Raw genomic sequence first — 15,840 nt, 5'->3', positions numbered from 1 at the left:
GGCGGGTGCGCTGGCCGTCGTAGGCGCCGGGGATGGCCGGCGCCCGCCGCCATGCGTGCGCATCGGCCGTTCTTGCTGCCTGCGCCTTCTGTCTGTGCCTTGTCGCCGACTGGAGTCGGCGCCCGCACGTACGGACGCGGCGGTTCCGGGTTGCGCAGGCGGTCGCCGGTGCCCCGGCTTCAGCCATTGGGTGCCAGCGCCGCCAGCAGGCCGCGCGCGGCGTTGAAGCGGTCGGCCGCCTGCGGCAGCGGCAGGCGCACGCGCAGCTTGTCCGGCCCGTCCATCGCGTAGAGCTTGGGTTGCTGCTGGATCAGGCGGATCACCGTCATCGGGTCGACGTCGGGCTTGGACGCGAACACGATGCGGCCGCCGCCCTCGCCCAGGTCCAGCTTGCGGATGCCCAGCGCGTCGGCCTGCAGCCTCAGTTCGGCCACCGCGAACATGTGCTTGACCGCATCCGGCAACAGGCCGAAGCGGTCGATCATCTCCACCTGCAGCTCGCGCAGCGCCTCGGCGTCGCGGGCGCTGGAGATGCGCTTGTACAGGGTCAGGCGGGTGTGCACGTCGGGCAGGTAGTCCTCCGGGATCAGCGCCGGCACGTGCAGCTCGACCTCGGCGCCGCGCGCCTGCTGGCCGGCGTCCAGGTCCGGCAGCTTGCCCTGGCGGATGCTGCGCACCGCCCGCTCCAGCAGCTCGGTGTAGAGGCTGAAGCCGACCTCGGCCATCTGCCCGCTCTGGTCCTCGCCCAGCAGCTCGCCGGCGCCGCGGATCTCCAGGTCGTGGGTGGCCAGGGTGAAGCCGGCGCCCAGTTCGTCCATCGAGGCGATCGCCTCCAGGCGCTTCTCCGCGTCGGGGGTCATCGCGCGCCGGTCAGGCGGCACCAGCAGGTAGGCGTAGGCGCGGTGGTGCGAGCGGCCCACGCGCCCGCGCAACTGGTGCAACTGGGCCAGGCCGAAGCGGTCGGCGCGGTTGATGACGATGGTGTTGGCGTTGGGGATGTCGATGCCCGACTCGATGATCGTGGTCGACAGCAGCACGTTGAAGCGCTGCTTCTGGAAGTCGAGCATCACCCGTTCCAGCTCGCGCTCGGGCATCTGCCCGTGGGCGATGCCGATACGCGCTTCCGGCACCATTTCGGCCAGTTGGCGCTGCATGCGGCCGATGCTCTCCACGTCGTTGTGCAGGAAGTACAACTGGCCGCCGCGCGCCAGCTCGCGCTGGAAGGCCTCGCGCAACTGGGCGTCGTCCCAGGGCACCACGAAGGTCTGCACCGCCAGCCGGTTGGGCGGCGCGGTGGCGATGATCGACAGGTCGCGCAGGCCGGCCATGGCCATGTTCAGCGTGCGCGGGATCGGCGTGGCGGTGAGGGTGAGCAGGTGCACGTTGGCGCGCAGCGCCTTCAGCGCCTCCTTCTGGCGCACGCCGAAGCGCTGCTCCTCGTCGACGATGACCAGGCCCAGGTCCTTGAACTTCACGTCGGCCTGCAGCAGGCGGTGGGTGCCGACGATCACGTCGATCTCGCCCTTGGCCACCTTTTCCAGCTCGGCGGCGATTTCCTTCTTGCTCTTGAAGCGCGACAGCACCTCGACCTTCATCGGCCAGTCGGCGAAGCGGTCGCGGAAGTTGCGGAAGTGCTGCTCGGCCAGCAGGGTGGTGGGCACCAGCACCGCCACCTGGCGGCCGCCGCTGGCCGCGGCGAAGGCCGCGCGCACGGCGACCTCGGTCTTGCCGAAGCCGACGTCGCCGCAGACCACCCGGTCCATCGGCTGGCTGGACTGCAGGTCGCGCAGCACCGCCTCGATGGCGGCGAGCTGGTCGGGCGTTTCCTCGAACGGGAAGCCGGCGGCGAAGCCCTCGTACATGGCGCGGTCGATGTCCAGGGCCAGGCCGGCGCGGGCCTGCCTGCGGGCCTGGATCTCCAGCAGCTCGGCGGCCACGTCGCGGACCTTCTCCTGGGCCTTGCGCTTGGCCTTGCTCCACTGCTCGCCGCCGAGCGAGTGCAGCGGGGCGGTCTCCGGCGAGGCGCCGGAGTAGCGGCTGACCAGGTGCAGTTGCGACACCGGCACGTACAGGCGGTCGCCCTTGGCGTACTCGATGTCGAGGAACTCGCCGGGCATGCCGCCGATGTCCATCGCCACCAGCCCGCGGTAGCGGCCCACGCCGTGGTCCTCGTGGACGATGGGCGCGCCCTCGGTCAGTTCGCCCAGGTCGCGGATGATCGCTTCCGGCTCGCGCCCGGCGCGGCGGCCGCGACGCGGCTGGGTGGCGCGCTCGGGGAACAACTGGCGCTCGGTGAGGACGGCCAGCCGCGGGTCGTCCAGGGCGAAACCGTCTTCCAGCGGCGCCACGGCCAGGGCGAGGCGCTCGCCGCCGGCGAGGAACGCGGGGAAGTCGGCCAGCACCTGCGGGTGCACGCCGGCCGCCTGCAGCACCTCCAGCAGCGCCTCGCGGCGGCCCGGCGAGTCGGCCGCCACCAGCACCCGGCCCGGATAGCCGCCCAGGAAGCCGCGAAGGGTCTCGCCGGCCGCCGGCTGGTCGCGGCCGGCCACCGGCAGCGCCGGCGCCGGCTGGTCGCCCAGGGGCACGGCCTCGGAGATGCGCGCGTGCCCGGGCCCGCAGACCTCGATGCGGATGACCTGGTTCAGGCGCTCGCGCAGCGTGTCCGGAGGCAGGTACAGCTCCTCGGGCGCCAGCACCGGGTGTTCGACGTCGTGCCGGCGCTGCTCGTGGCGCGCGCGGGTCTGCTGCCAGAAGGCGTCGGCGGCGGCGTTGGCGCCGTCGGCCAGCACCGGCAGCACGGACATGGGCAGGTAGTCGAACAGGGAGGCGGTGGCGTCCTGGCCGCCGTGCGGGGCCCTGCCGGCCTTGTGCGGGCCTTCGAAGAACAGCGGCAGGTAGTACTCGATGCCGGCCGGCGCCAGGCCGGCCTTCAGGTCCTGGTACAGCGCGCTGCGCCGGGTGTCCACGTCGAAGCGCTCGCGCAGGGCGTCGAGCACGCGGGCGATGCTGGCCTCGTCCATCGGCAGCTCGCGGCCGGGCAGCATGCGCACCGACTCGGTGCGCTCCAGCGAGCGCTGGCTCTCGGGGTCGAAGCGGCGGATGGAGTCGATCTCGTCGTCCAGCAGCTCGATCCGCAGCGGCGCGTCGGCGCCCATCGGGTACACGTCCAGCAGGCCGCCGCGCACGGCGAAGTCGCCCGGGTCCAGCACCTGCGGCACGTTGCGGTAGCCGGCCGCCTCCAGGCGGCGCTTCTCCGCGTCCAGGTCCAGGCGCTGGCCGGTGGCCAGGTCGAAGCTGCCGCCGGCGATGTAGCGCAGCGGCGGCAGGCGCTGCAGCAGGGTCTGCACCGGCACCACGACGATGCCCTGCTCCAGGTGCGGCATCCGCTGCAGCGCGGCCAGGCGCTGGCTGACGATGTCCGGATGCGGGCTGAAACGGTCGTAGGGCAGGGTTTCCCAGTCCGGGAAGGGCACCACCGGCAGGGAGGAGCCTTCGCCGAGCAGGGTGCGCAGGTCGGCTTCGACCTGGTGGGCGCTCTGGTTGTCGCGGGCCACGAACAGCAAGGGGCCGGGATGCGCCTGCGCGGCGCGCGCCAAGTGCCAGGCCAGCGCCGAGGGCGAGGCCGGCGCGCGCCACCAGGCACGGGCCTGGCCGCGCCGGGGCAGCGGAAGAGGGGTGGACACGGTGGGAGACGCCGACGACAGGGTGAACCGCGCATTGTAGCCGCGTGCCGGGACACGGCCCTGGCATGGCCGTGTCCCGGCACGCGGGGCCGGGTTCGCTTACGTGTCCTGCAGGTCCAGCACCAGCCGTATCAGCCCGGGCGGCACGCCGCTTTCCAGGCTGGGGCGGAAGCCCATCGAGGCGGCCAGGTCGAGCATCGGCGCGTTGTTCTCGGGCGTGTCGCCGTACAGGCGGTCCAGGTAGCGGCCGCGCGACCACTTCACCAGCTTCTGCATCAGGTGCCGGCCCAGGCCCAGGCCGGCGACGTAGCCGCCCAGCAGGATGGCGTACTCGGCCTGGCGCGTGCCGGGCACGATCCGCGCCCGGGCCAGGCCGGCGATCATGGCCTCGCCCGGCGGCAGCGGCTCGGCGCCGACCAGGACCAGCTCGATCCTCGGGTCCGGGCGCGCCAGGTGCGCGGCGGCGGCCTTGTCCAGCCCGTCCTGCCCGGCGAAGCGGGCACGGATCTCCCCGGGCCCGAGCAGGTCGAACGCACCCTGCAGCGGCGCCGCGTCCTCGGGGCGGATCGGGCGGATCAGGATCGCCCGCCGGTTGGGCAGCACGAACTCCTCGTGCCAGGGGGGAAGCCGATTGCGTGGCATGCGGCGATATTCCCACATTCGCGGCGCGGTGGTGGAGTGCGGCGGCTTGCTAGAATCCGCGCGGACACGGTGGAGGGCGCGGCGATGGCGGGCAACGGCGATTCCACCCGCGCGATCTTCTTCGCGCTGGGCGCCAATTTCGCCATCGCGGTGGCCAAGGGCGTGGCCGCCTTCGTCACCGGCTCGGGCGCGATGCTGGCCGAGACGGTCCACTCCCTGGCCGACTGCGGCAACCAGCTCCTGCTGCTGCTGGGCCTGCGCCAGGCGGCGCGGCCGGTCTCGCCCGAGTACCCGCTCGGCTACGGGCGGGCGATCTACTTCTGGTCGTTCCTGGTGGCGGTGATGCTGTTCAGCGTCGGCGGCATGTTCTCGGTGTACGAGGGCGTGCACAAGCTGCGACACCCCGAGCCGCTGCGGCAGTGGGGGTGGGCGGTGGGCGTGCTGGTGTTCGCCATCGTCGCCGAGGGCGTCTCGATGCGGGCCTGCCTGCACGAGGTGAATAAGGCGCGCGGCTCGCGCAGCCTGTGGCGGTGGTTCCGCGAGAGCCGCCAGGCCGAGCTGGTGGTGATCTTCGGCGAGGACCTGGCCGCGCTGCTGGGCCTGATGTTCGCGCTGGCCGCGGTGCTGCTGGCGGTGGCCACCGGCAACCCGCTGTGGGACGCGCTGGGCACCATCGTCATCGGCGCGCTGCTGATCGTGATCGCGGTGCTGGTGGCCATCGAGGTCAAGGCGATGCTGATCGGGCAGAGCGTGGACCCCTTGCTGCAGGCGCAGATCCGCCGGTTCCTGGACGGGCGCGAGGAGATCGCCGAGTTGCTGCACCTGATCACCCTGCAGCAGGGCAACGAGGTGCTGGTGTCGATCCATGCGCGGATGCGCCAGAGCCGGGACGGGGAGCGGATGCTGCGTGAAATCGACCAGGTCGAGCGGGCGCTGAAGCGGGAGTTCCCGGTGGTGCGCTGGAGCTTCTTCGAGCCGGAAGGGGCGGAGCCGAAGCCGGCCTGAGACGGGCGGCCGGGGCATCGCCGACAGCCACAGCGCATCCGGCCCGCCACGTCCGCGCGCGCCGCGTCCGCGCGCGCTGGGTCCGCGTTTCTTATGGGCGCGGCCGGGGCCGCCGGGATGAACCGGGTCGCGGTGGGACCCTCAGCGGGCCTCGCGCTTCAGCCACTCCAGCCGTGTCGAGGCGCCGGCTTCGCCCAGTTTCCGCTGCAGGAAGGGCAGGGCGGGTGCCAGTGCCTCGTCCAGCTTCCACGGCGGATTGAGGATCGCCATGCCGCTGCCGTTGAGGCGCAGGGGCGAGTCGTCGGGGCGGACCAGCAGCTCGGCCAGCAGCGCCGAGCGGGCCGGCATCGCCTCCAGCTTGCGGAAGAACGGCAGCAGGCTGCGGCGCTGCTTGACCGGGTACCAGGCCGCGCAGGTCGCCTGCGGCCAGCGCTCCAGCGCTTCGCGCAGGGCGTGCGCCACCAAGGGATATTCGGCGTCCTGCGCCTCGTAGGGCGGGTCGACCAGGACCAGGCCGCGGGCATAGCGCAGGCCGTCGACCCGGGGCGGCAGCAGGGCGCGCACCGCGCCATAGCCGTCGCGTGCGTGCACGGCCACGCGCGGGTCGTGCACGAACAGGGCCTTGAGTTCGGCGGCCTCTTCCGGCTGCAGTTCGCAGGCGGCCAGCCGGTCCTGGTCGCGCATCGCGCGGGCGGCCAGCAGCGGCGAGCCGGGATAGGCGAGCAGGGCGTCGACGGGGTTGTCGGCGGCCACCTCGTGCAGGTAGCGGGCCACGGCCGCTGGCGGGTCCTTCGCGCCGGCCAGCGCCAGGATCCCGGCGGCGGCCTCGCCGGTGCGCCCGGCGTCCTTGCCTTGCAGCAGGTAGCGGCCACGGCCCGCATGGGTGTCCAGGACGAAGAACGGGGCGTCCTTGCGCCGCAGGGCGTCGATCAGGGCCAGCAGGACGACGTGCTTGAGCACGTCGGCGTGGTTGCCGGCATGGAAGGCGTGGCGGTAGTTCATGCCGGCAGTGTAAGCCGGCATGTCCGGCCTCAGCGGATCAGGTCGCGCGCGGCGTGGTCGAAGCGCTCCAGCGCCGCGTGCGATTCGGGCGTGCGGCGCAGCGACTCCACTGCGTCGGCCAGGCGCGGCGCCCCGACCAGGCCGCAACTGGCCTGGAGGCGGTGCAGCCGCGCCCGCAGCGTCGCCGCATCGCCCTTGCGCGCGCTGTCCACCACCGCGGCGTGGGCGCCCGGCAGCTCGTCGAGGAACAGCCGGCGCAGGGCCTTGACGTTGGCCGGGTCGTGGTTGAGCGCGATCGCGGCGGCGGCGTTGTCCCAGTCGGGCAGGGCGACGCCGGCGGCCAGGGCGGTGCGCACGGCCGCGGCGAGGCCGGCACTGGACACCGGCTTGACCAGCAGGTCGCCGAAGCCGGCGCGCAGCGCTTCGGCGCGCGGGCCTGGGCCGGCCTCGGCGGTATGGGCCAGGGCCGGCGGCGGCTGCGGCCAGCGGTCGAGCAATTGCGCCAGCAGCTCCGTGCCGGTGCCGTCCGGCAGGCTCAGGTCGATCAGCCACAGGTCGTACCGGGTGGCCCTGGCCCGGGCCAGGGCGCAGGCCTGCGTGGCTGTCGCGTCGACCCGGGCGGGCAGGGATTCGAGCACGGCGCGGAAATAGGCCTGGCTGATCGTGTCGTCTTCGACCAGCAGGATATGGGGGAGCGTGGGCGGATCGCGCAGTTCCATATGGCTGACTCCTTGTCGGCTGGGCGCATCTTAGCCTTGCCGGGGGCGAAGAATGTCAACGCCGGTCACGGTTCGGGCACGGCGGGCGCCTTCGATCTGAGACAATGGCCGGCCTTGTCCGCCCCGCAGCCCGCGCCACGTGGCCCGATTCGACCGCACCCCCTTCCGGACCGACATCCTCGACCTCAGCCACGACGGGCGCGGCGTGGCCCGCCACGCCGACGGCAAGGCCGTGTTCGTCGACGGCGCGCTGCCCGGTGAGACGGTGCTGGCCGAGCCCACCGCGCGCAGCCGCCGCTTCGACCAGGCGCGCACGCTGGAAGTGCTGGAGGCCTCGCCGGAGCGGGTGGCGCCGCGCTGCCCCCACTTCGGCACCTGTGGCGGCTGCGTGCTGCAGCACCTGGCCGAGGACCGGCAGATCGTGGCCAAGCAGCGGGTGCTGCTGGAGAACCTGGAGCGGATCGGCAAGGTCGCGCCGGAGCGGGTGCTGCCGCCGCTGACCGCCGGCAGTTGGGGCTACCGGCGCAAGGGCCGGTTCTCGGTGCGCCGGGTCGACAAGAAGGACAAGACCCTGGTCGGCTTCCGCGAGCAGGACCCGCGCTTCGTGGCCGACCTGCGCGAGTGCCACACGGTCGTCCCGGAGATCGGGATGAAGATCCAGGCGCTATCGGCGCTGGTCGACGGCCTGCAGGCGCGCGCACACATCCCGCAGATCGAGTTCATCGCCGGCGATGACGCCATCGCCCTGACCGTGCGCCACCTGGTGCCGCTGGGCGAGGCCGACCGCGCCGCGCTGGGCGCGTTCGCGCGCGCGCAGGGTTTCGCCGTCTTCCTGCAGCCCAAGGGCATCGACAGCGTGCATCCGCTGGACGGGGAGGCGCCGGCGCTGTCGTTCCGGCTGCCGCAGTGGGACGTGGAGCTGGCGTTCGAGCCGCTGGACTTCATCCAGGTCAACGCCAAGCTCAACGAGAAGATGATCGCGCTTGCGCTGGAGATGCTCGACGCGCGGCCGGAACACCGGGTGCTGGACCTGTTCTGCGGGCTGGGCAACTTCACCCTGCCGCTGGCCCGGCAGGTGCGCGAGGCGGTGGGCGTGGAGGGCGACGCGGGCCTGGTGGCGCGGGCGCGGGCCAATGCGCAGCGCAACGGGCTGGACAACGCGCGGTTCTTCGCCGCGGACCTGACCCAGGACCAGCGTGGCACGCCGTGGATGCGCCAGGGCTTCGACCGGCTGCTGCTGGACCCGCCGCGCTCGGGCGCCGACGAAGTGCTCAAGCAACTGCCGCTGCGGGACATCGAGCGGATCGTCTACGTGAGCTGCCATCCCGGCTCGCTGGCGCGCGACGCGGGCTTCCTGGTGAACGAGCACGGCTACCGGCTGGTGTCGGCGGGGGTGATGGACATGTTCCCGCACACGGCGCACGTGGAGAGCATCGCGCTGTTCCAGCGCTGAGATTCGCCGCTGCGGGTGGCTTTTCACGATGCCCCCCGGCACCGTGCTTGGCGGGTCTGCGCCACCTTGCCTGCCAGCTTTTCGCCGTATTGCTTCACCGCGTCGATGACGGCGGAGTGGGGAACCGCCAGGATGACGATGTCCCCGGCCGGGGCGGCGCCGAGCGTCCCTGTTGTCAATGATGCCGATAGTGCTCATGCACGACCCATCAGTCGAACTTGACCAAGTCCTTGAAGATCAGTTGACCCCAGCTATTTCCACGTGCCTGCACAAGCAGTCCACCTTCCGAAAGCCCGCCGAGTTCGATCGGCGAGAAACCGAGGTTTTCCGCAAGCGCACCAATCTCCGCTGCGGCGCCGTCATCGTCGCTCGCCAGGAACACCACTCTCCTGCCACCCTGTATGGCCGGATCTTGGCCAAGGACCGCGGCGACCAGATGGTTGAAGCCCTTGACCAGTCTTGCGCCGGTGAATGCCTGCGCGACGACCTTGGAGGAAGGCTGTCCTCCCAGTTCCTCGGGAGGCACGCGGGTGTTGGTCACATCGACGACGATCTTCCCCTGCCAGGTGGGGAGTGCCTTGGCGACATCCGGGTGCGACTCGAAACGGACCGCCAAGAAGACGATGTCCGCCTTGACGGCTTCCGCCAGCGTTTGGGGGATGATCGTGGGCCCGATCGCGGCCGCATCGGCCGCAAAGCTTTCCGGGCCGCGCGTGGTCGCAACGGATACTTCGATGCCGCTTCGGGCAAACGCCTTGGCAAGAGCCTGGCCGATCTTGCCGAAGCCGATAATTGCGTAGCTCATAATGTTTTCCTTATGGTTTACCGTGCCCTAGGGGCTCCGAATGTCGAATGGAGCGACCGGCTGGGCGTGGTGCGTCAGATTTGCGCCAGGCCGCCGTCGGCAGCGACCTCGCTGGCGGTCATGAAACTGCTGTCCCGCGACGCGAGAAAGGCAGCCACGGCCCCGATCTCCGCCGGCTCGGCCATGCGCTGGAGCGGGTTCATCGAGGCGAATACCTTCATGCCCTCCTCGCCCAGCGCTTCCTTCGCGAGTTCGGTCGCCGTCGGCCCGGGCGACAGCACGTTTACCCGGATGCCGGTGCCCTTCAAGTCCTCCGCCCAGGTCCGCGCGAGGTTGCGCACTGCCGCCTTGCTCGCGCTGTAGGCGCTGAATGCCGGGGCGCCCGTGGTGCCGGCGCTCGATCCGGTCAGGATGATCGAACCGCCCTGGTCCATCAGAGGCAGCGCCTTCTGAACCGTGAAAATCGTACCCTTCACGTTTGTGTCGAAGGTTTTATCAATGTGCTCGGCGGTGATCTTGCCGAGCGGAAGCGGACTTCCGGTCCCGGCGTTGGCGAAAACGATGTCGAGGGTTCCGCGCTCGGCCTTCACCGCCGCGTAGAGCCGGTCGAGGTCGGCTGGATCGGAAACCGAGCCCCTCACCGCACGGGCATTGGGTCCGAGGTCGGCTACGGCGGCGTCGAGCGCTTCCTGCCGACGGCCGAAGATGAAGACGAAGGCGCCTTCCTCGATGAAGCGCTTCGCGGCGGCGCGGCCGATGCCGGTAGCGCCCCCCGTGATGACTGCAACCTTGCTTTCGAGCTTTCCCATGACGTTCACCTTTGATTGTATGGACAGCGCCGCTGTTCCCATGGGTGCAGGGAGGCGGTATCTTGTGGACCACCGATCCATATCCTGGACCTCACAAGTGGACCACTGATCCATTTATATGGATCAGTGGTCCACTTGTCAAGGAAATCATGCGAGCCGACGCAAAAAAAAATCGCAGCCAAATTCTCACGGTCGCACGTGACGTCGTCGCCGAGCATGGGGCCGATGCGTCGATGCGCGATATCGCCCGCCGGGCCGGCGTCGGGTTGGCCACACTGCTTCGACATTTCCCGACGCGAGAAGCCCTGTTCGAAGCGTTGCTGTGTACCCATCTCGACGCACTGACGCAGAAGGCGGACGAACTCGAAACGTCGACTTCGGCTGACCAAGCGCTCCTGTCCTGGTTTCGGGAACTGGTGGCATTCACCCAAGGCTATAGGGGCGTTGTCGCCATGATGGCGGCCGCCCACACGAACCCGGACTCCGCGCTTTATGCTTCGTGCGCAGCGGTGCACGAAGCGGGCGCGCGACTACTGCTCCGTGCTCAGGGCGAGGGAACGGCGCGCGCCGATATGAATGGCGACGACCTGTTCGCCCTGATAACGGCCCTCGGCTGGGCGGTCGACCAACCCTCATTCGCGTCACGGGCGGACCGTCTCGTTGACCTCGTTACGAGCGCCATCCTGACAAGCCGGCCTGGCAGCGATGCCAAGAAGACAATGGGTTGACCGCTTTCGTACCGGCCTCAAGGAGCCGCGCATGTCCACCGTCCTCTACGGCTCGCCGAGCACCGCTTCGCTGGTCGTCCACTGGCTGCTGATCGAGCTGGGCGTCGAGCACGAGCTGCGCCAACTGGACTTCGACCGGCGCGAGCAGAAGGCGCCGGACTACCTGGCGATCAATCCGACCGGGCGCGTGCCCACGCTGGTGATCGACGGCCAGGTGCTGACCGAGTCGGCGGCCATCGCCATGCACCTGGCCGACCTGCATCCGCAGGCGCGGCTGGCCCCGGCCCCGGGCACCCCGGCGCGCGGCGCCTACTACCGCTGGATGTGCTTCTGCGTGTACACGCTGATGCCGGCCTACCGGGGCTGGTTCTACCCGCACGAACCGGCGGGCGAGGCGAACGCCGACGCGGCCAGGGCGTGCGCCCGCGCGCAACTGGAGACGGCCTGGCAGCAGGTGGACGACCACCTGCAGGCGCATGGCCCATACCTGCTGGGCGAACGGCCCTCGGCCGCCGACTTCGTGCTGACCATGCTGATGCGCTGGTCGCGCAACATGCCGCGGCCCAGCGACGGCTGGCCGGCGCTGCATGCCCACGCGCGGCGCATGAAGGCGCGGCCGTCCTTCGCCGAGGTCTACCGGCGCGAAGGCATCGCCGACTGGACCTGATCCCCGGCGGAGGATTCCCGCCAGGGCGAGAGCGGCAGGTCGTCGATGTGCCGGATCAGCAGGTCGGCGATGCGCCGGTCGTCCGCCACCGAGGGATGCCAATGGCAGCCCTCCATGGCCAGGCCGCGCACCGGCAGGAAGCTCACCCGCGTTTCTCCGGAGCGGTGCAGCAGCGCCGTCGCTTCCGCCGCCTGGGCGATGATCTCGCCGTCGGCCAGGTCCGTGGCCCAGAGCACGAAATGCGCCCGTGGGTAGCGCGCGCGCAGCGCGCGCACGAAGCCGGCATAGGTGCGCTGGTAGTCGGCATGCAGGGCCTGGCGCGTCTCCCACTTCTCGCCGGGCCGCAGCGGGGTCGAGAAATCGTTGGTGCCCAGGGCGATGACCACGACCTCCGGCTGCCATGCGTCGTCGTTGGCCGCCGAACGGTCGAACAAGACATACGGATAGGCCTGCGGCAGGGTGTCGCCGGAAGCGCCGTCGTAGTTGCGCACGACGCCGCGCCCGGAGATCGCATGGACCCGGTAGTCGGCATCGTAGTGGCCGGCCACCCGCGGCGCGAAGGCGCGGGTAGTGTCGGTGCTGGCCCAGACATCGGCCTGGCTGCAATCGCGGCTGGCCGAGGTGTTGCCGTAGCCGACCGTGTGCGAGTCGCCAATGAATTCGATCCGGTGCGCTCGCGCGGGCAGGGGCCGCGCAGTGGCGCCGGCCGGCAGCAGGAAGCCGTCGAAGCGATTGGCGCCGGCCTGGCTCTCGGTGGCCACGTCGATGCGGACCGTGTGCTCGCCCCGGCCCAGGCCGGCGATGCGGTAGGCGCCGGCCGGCTCGACCAGCGTCTGCACGAGCCGCCCGTCGGCCTCGACGTGGACGATGACCTGGCCCGGGCCGATCTCGAACACGATGCCGTCGCCGTGGAAGGCCGTCTCGAAATACGCGCCGGGCCACTGGAAGGCCGCGCGCTTCACGCCGCCGGCCTCGTCCAGGACGACGCGGCCGCCGCTGGCCATGGGGGCCGGCACGGCGCCCGGGGGCGGGGCGTCGATGCGCGAGACCGTCGGCGATGCGGCGGGCGCGGCCGTGGACCACAGCAGGCAGGCGGCCAGGGCGGTTGCGTGGACGAGCGTCTTCATCGGTGCGGCTTCCCCTGGCGCAATGGGCGCCTATCGTACCGGCCGGGACGGGCCGTCCGCAGGAAAGGCCACGGATGCGCCACCGGCTGTTCCGCGCTGCCGGCCCGGGCCGGCGTCACCCGCCGGGCAGCAGTTCCAGCACCGTTTCCGGCGGCCGGCACAGGCGCGTGCCGCGCGCGGTGATGACCACCGGCCGGTTGATCAGCACCGGGTGGGCGAGCATGGCGTCCAGCAAGACCGCATCGTCGGCGCCGTCCAGGTCCAGTTCGCGGTAGATCGCTTCCTTGTCGCGCACCAGGCCGCGCAGGCCGACGCCGCTGTCGGCGGCCGCCCGCAGCAGCGCGGCGCGGTCCGGCGGCCGGGCCAGGTAGTCCACGATCCGCGGTTCGATCCCGTGCTCGCGCAACAGTTGCAGTGCGCCGCGCGAGTTGGAGCAGCGCGGGTTGTGCCAGATCGTCGCCTGCGCGCCGGCGGGCATCAGAACCACTCCAGCAGGGCGAAGCCCACGCCGACGTAGGTGGCCCGGTGATTGTAGTCGATCAGGCTCTCACCGTAGCCATCGAACACCTGCACGTGGCCGCGCAGCAGGTTGTTGATCGGGAAGCCCCAGTCGAACTGCAGCGCGCCGCGCGAATGTTCGCCGCCGCGCAGCGAATGGCGCGCGGTCAGGCTCAGCTCGTGGCCGTTGCGGTTGTAGACCAGCAGCGCGTCGCCGCGGCCGAGGTAGTCGTCGATGTCCGGGTTGTTGTCCTCGCGCGCGCTTTCCTCGATGCGGTACCACGGGCGCAGCACCAGTGCCCAGTTCTCGCGGTCCAGGCCGACACTGAGGATGACCCGGTTCCAGCTTCGCGAGAGCGGGTCGCCGCGGCCGTTGGACTGGTGGTTCAGGCTCAGGCCCATCATCCGCCCCTTCCAGCCGAACAGGCTGTAGTTGTTGCGGAACACCAGCATGGCCTCGGGCTCGTAGTTGGTCTCGCGGAACGGGCGCGACAACTCCGAGTTGTAGGCCTGCCAGCGCGAACTCTGGGTATAGCCCACCCACACGTCGCCGTTGTCGCCGAACAGGTCCTCGGCGACCTTGGTCTTGAAGCTGAGCTGGAACTTGGCCTCGACCGCTTCCAGGTCCTCCGGGGCGGTCGCGGTGTTGTTCGGGTTCGGCGAGGCGGGGCGCCGGTTGACGTGGCTGGTCCAGAACGCGGGCAGCGCGTAGACCGGCTTGTACGCGCGCAACTGGAAGAGGCCCAGCTTGGAGTCCTTGGCCAGTTCCCAGCGGCTGTCCAGCAGCGAGCCGCGGCCGGCGTTGGCGATGGTGGCCCGTGCGGCCGGCGCGGGGTCCAGGTCGTCGCGGCGGAACAGTTCGCCGGCACGCTGGCGCATGCGCGCGCGCGCGCCGGCGTCCTCTGCCGGTTCGGCGGCGGCGCGTTCGCGGAGGCGCTGCTCCTCCAGTTGCTGCACGGCTTCCTGCGCGGCATCGTCGGCCTGTTGCGGGGTCGAGGCGGCATAGCCGAGCGCGGTGTCGTAGCAGGCCAGGCGCTGCGCCCCGGAGACGATGGCCAGGCAGGCCTGCGCGGTGGCGGGGTGGGCGGTGATCTCCTGCGCGGCCGTGGGCGCGGCCACGCCCGCGGCCAGCGCGCACAAGGCGGGGACGAAGCGGCGGGTCCGGTTCAAGGCGTGCTCCAGGGACGTATGCGCTCGCGCGGGATCAGAAGAACCAGGCCAGGATGAACAGCCCGAGCATGGCGAAGGCCAGCGCCAGCTTCAAGACCGTGCCCAGCAGCAGGCCCAGCCAGGTGGCCAGGCCGACGTGGGCGGCGCGCAGCAAGGCGCGGCTGTGCCACAGCTCGCCGGCGAGGGCGCCGACGAACGGGCCCAGGAGCAGCCCCAGCGGCCTGAACCCCAGGCCGGCCAGGGTGCCCAGCGCCGCGCCCCAGACCGCCAGCGGCCCGGCGCCGACCCGCCGCGCGCCGAGCGCGGTGGCCAGCAGGTCCACCGCCACCGACAGCAGGGTCAGCGCGCCCAGCGCCGCCAGCGCCAGGGCGCCGATCCGCTCGAATCCGCCGGCCCAGGCGGCCAGCAGCATGCCGCCGAACATCAGCGGCAGGCCGGGCAGGGCCGGCAGGACGACCCCGGCCAGACCGGCAAGGATCAGCAGGGCGGCGAGCACGTACCACAGGGCGGAGAGGTCCATGGGAGAAGGCTCACGAGGGGTCTGTGGGGAGCATGGGGGTACGATTGCAATCCCCCTGAACGCGGGTTAAGTTTGGGGCCGCTGCGCTTGGCAAGGTCACCGTGGTCCGTGGCCTGGTGCGGCGGGACCCTCCCGGCGGTCCGCCACGTCTGTTGCACCTCGCGTACTCCTTGCAACCAGCCGCCGCGGCAGCGGCGTAACCACCACCCGCAAAGTTCGAGGAGTCAGCAGTAATGGCAGAGCGCGAGACGGGCACCGTGAAGTGGTTCAACGATGCCAAGGGATTCGGATTCATCAGTCGCGAGAACGGCGAGGACGTGTTCGTGCATTTCCGTGCCATCCAGATGCAGGGCTTCAAGAGCCTGAAGGAAGGCCAGAAAGTCAGCTTCACCGTCGTCCAGGGCCAGAAGGGCCTGCAGGCGGACGCAGTCCAGGCCGCCTGAGCCCGGTCCGGGCCCGCCGTACCGGAACGGCCCGCCTGTGCGGGCCGTTCCTTTTTCCGGGTCGTCCCCGCCGTCGACCGCGCGCTGCGGTCAGCGGATCACGACCTTGCCGTTGACCACGCGCACGTAGGTGTTCTCGCGCACGCCGTCCAGGTCGCGCTGGTTGACGACCACGGTGCGGCCATCGTCCATGCGTACGTGGATGTTGTAGGTGTCGGAGGTCGCGCGCTTCTGGATGGCGTTGCCGGCCACCGCGCCGGCGGCCGCGCCGGCGGCCGCGGAGATGTTCTGGTTGCCCTTGCTGCCGCCGGTCTTGTCGGAGATTTCGTGGCCGGCCACCGCGCCGACGATGCCGCCCAGGACCGCGCCGGTGGCCGACGGCGCGCTGCGGCCGGAGGCGATGGCGTCGATGCGGGTGACGATGCCGCAATCGGCGCAGCTCGTCTGCGAGGGATACGCGGGATAGCCGGAAGGCGACGAGCCGTAGCCGTAGTTGGGCGAGGTCGTGCTGCAGCCGGCCAGGGCCAGGGTGCCGATGGCGGCGAGGCAGAGCATGCGGGACTTCATGG

At 71.1% G+C, this 15,840-nt stretch carries 16 protein-coding genes; 5 read left to right on the top strand and 11 right to left on the bottom strand.

Annotated features, from left to right (window positions below; translation table 11 throughout):
- Positions 1-179: 179 nt before the first annotated feature.
- Both mfd and HNR76_RS08440 read right to left on the bottom strand, forming a co-directional pair.
- Positions 180-3,704, bottom strand: coding sequence for a transcription-repair coupling factor (gene mfd, locus HNR76_RS08445; RefSeq protein WP_162309773.1), 3,525 nt, complete (start codon positions 3,702-3,704; stop codon positions 180-182).
- A 78-nt stretch (positions 3,705-3,782) separates the two neighbouring features.
- The gene (locus HNR76_RS08440) at positions 3,783-4,325 is read right to left on the bottom strand and encodes a GNAT family N-acetyltransferase (protein WP_162309663.1); all 543 of its coding nucleotides are present in this window, start codon (positions 4,323-4,325) and stop codon (positions 3,783-3,785) included.
- A gap of 84 nt (positions 4,326-4,409) precedes the next feature.
- On the opposite strand from HNR76_RS08440, the gene HNR76_RS08435 reads away from it, so the two are divergent.
- A complete protein-coding gene (locus tag HNR76_RS08435; protein WP_162309662.1) occupies positions 4,410-5,330 on the top strand; it encodes a cation diffusion facilitator family transporter in 921 nt (306 codons plus the stop codon).
- A gap of 141 nt (positions 5,331-5,471) precedes the next feature.
- On the opposite strand, the gene HNR76_RS08430 is transcribed toward HNR76_RS08435, so the two are convergent.
- Together HNR76_RS08430 and HNR76_RS08425 are read right to left on the bottom strand one after the other, a co-directional pair.
- Positions 5,472-6,332 carry a 23S rRNA (adenine(2030)-N(6))-methyltransferase RlmJ gene (locus HNR76_RS08430; protein WP_162309772.1) on the bottom strand — a complete coding sequence of 287 codons (861 nt, stop codon included), beginning with the start codon at positions 6,330-6,332 and terminating at the stop codon, positions 5,472-5,474.
- Positions 6,333-6,361: 29 nt separating this feature from the next.
- A complete protein-coding gene (locus HNR76_RS08425; protein ID WP_183982190.1) occupies positions 6,362-7,051 on the bottom strand; it encodes an Hpt domain-containing response regulator in 690 nt (229 codons plus the stop codon).
- A gap of 139 nt (positions 7,052-7,190) precedes the next feature.
- Here HNR76_RS08425 and rlmD point away from each other — a divergent pair, with 139 nt between their 5' ends.
- Positions 7,191-8,504 (top strand): 23S rRNA (uracil(1939)-C(5))-methyltransferase RlmD, encoded by a 1,314-nt coding sequence (gene rlmD / locus HNR76_RS08420; RefSeq protein WP_162309660.1) that lies wholly within the window; start codon positions 7,191-7,193, stop codon positions 8,502-8,504.
- Between the two features lie 208 nt (positions 8,505-8,712).
- On the opposite strand, the gene HNR76_RS08415 is transcribed toward rlmD, so the two are convergent.
- Positions 8,713-9,309, bottom strand: a complete 597-nt coding sequence (locus HNR76_RS08415; RefSeq protein ID WP_162309659.1) for an NADPH-dependent F420 reductase — start codon at positions 9,307-9,309, stop codon at positions 8,713-8,715.
- Positions 9,310-9,383: 74 nt separating this feature from the next.
- A complete protein-coding gene (locus HNR76_RS08410) occupies positions 9,384-10,118 on the bottom strand; it encodes an SDR family NAD(P)-dependent oxidoreductase (RefSeq protein ID WP_162309658.1) in 735 nt (244 codons plus the stop codon).
- Between the two features lie 149 nt (positions 10,119-10,267).
- Here HNR76_RS08410 and HNR76_RS08405 point away from each other — a divergent pair, with 149 nt between their 5' ends.
- Positions 10,268-10,846, top strand: coding sequence for a TetR/AcrR family transcriptional regulator (locus tag HNR76_RS08405; protein WP_162309657.1), 579 nt, complete (start codon positions 10,268-10,270; stop codon positions 10,844-10,846).
- A 31-nt stretch (positions 10,847-10,877) separates the two neighbouring features.
- Entirely contained in the window at positions 10,878-11,513 is a 636-nt protein-coding gene (locus HNR76_RS08400) for a glutathione S-transferase family protein (protein ID WP_162309656.1), read from the top strand.
- Here the strand turns inward: HNR76_RS08400 and HNR76_RS08395 are convergent.
- The 4 genes from HNR76_RS08395 to HNR76_RS08380 form a co-directional block, all read right to left on the bottom strand.
- On the bottom strand, positions 11,480-12,640 hold the full coding sequence (locus HNR76_RS08395; RefSeq protein WP_162309655.1) for an SGNH/GDSL hydrolase family protein: 1,161 nt from the start codon (positions 12,638-12,640) through the stop codon (positions 11,480-11,482). The two genes, HNR76_RS08400 and HNR76_RS08395, sit on opposite strands and share 34 nt — an antisense overlap.
- Positions 12,641-12,755: 115 nt before the next feature.
- Complete coding sequence (arsC, locus tag HNR76_RS08390) at positions 12,756-13,118, bottom strand: arsenate reductase (glutaredoxin) (RefSeq protein ID WP_162309654.1); 363 nt, start codon at positions 13,116-13,118, stop codon at positions 12,756-12,758.
- The gene (locus HNR76_RS08385; protein WP_211373151.1) at positions 13,118-14,308 is read right to left on the bottom strand and encodes a phospholipase A; all 1,191 of its coding nucleotides are present in this window, start codon (positions 14,306-14,308) and stop codon (positions 13,118-13,120) included. Before HNR76_RS08385 ends, arsC begins: the two co-directional genes overlap by 1 nt.
- A 34-nt stretch (positions 14,309-14,342) precedes the next feature.
- The gene (locus HNR76_RS08380) at positions 14,343-14,828 is read right to left on the bottom strand and encodes a DUF456 domain-containing protein (RefSeq protein WP_162309653.1); all 486 of its coding nucleotides are present in this window, start codon (positions 14,826-14,828) and stop codon (positions 14,343-14,345) included.
- Between the two features lie 233 nt (positions 14,829-15,061).
- On the opposite strand from HNR76_RS08380, the gene HNR76_RS08375 reads away from it, so the two are divergent.
- Complete coding sequence (locus HNR76_RS08375) at positions 15,062-15,271, top strand: cold-shock protein (protein WP_162309652.1); 210 nt, start codon at positions 15,062-15,064, stop codon at positions 15,269-15,271.
- 90 nt (positions 15,272-15,361) lie between these two features.
- Here the strand turns inward: HNR76_RS08375 and HNR76_RS08370 are convergent, their stop codons facing one another.
- Positions 15,362-15,838, bottom strand: a complete 477-nt coding sequence (locus tag HNR76_RS08370) for a glycine zipper 2TM domain-containing protein (RefSeq protein ID WP_162309651.1) — start codon at positions 15,836-15,838, stop codon at positions 15,362-15,364.
- Positions 15,839-15,840: the final 2 nt, after the last annotated feature.

Source organism: Pseudoxanthomonas broegbernensis, assembly GCF_014202435.1.
In the GTDB taxonomy this organism is placed as follows: domain Bacteria; phylum Pseudomonadota; class Gammaproteobacteria; order Xanthomonadales; family Xanthomonadaceae; genus Pseudoxanthomonas; species Pseudoxanthomonas broegbernensis.
The sequence above is the reverse complement of the archived record's forward strand: the minus strand, read 5'-3'. Positions and strand labels throughout refer to the sequence as shown.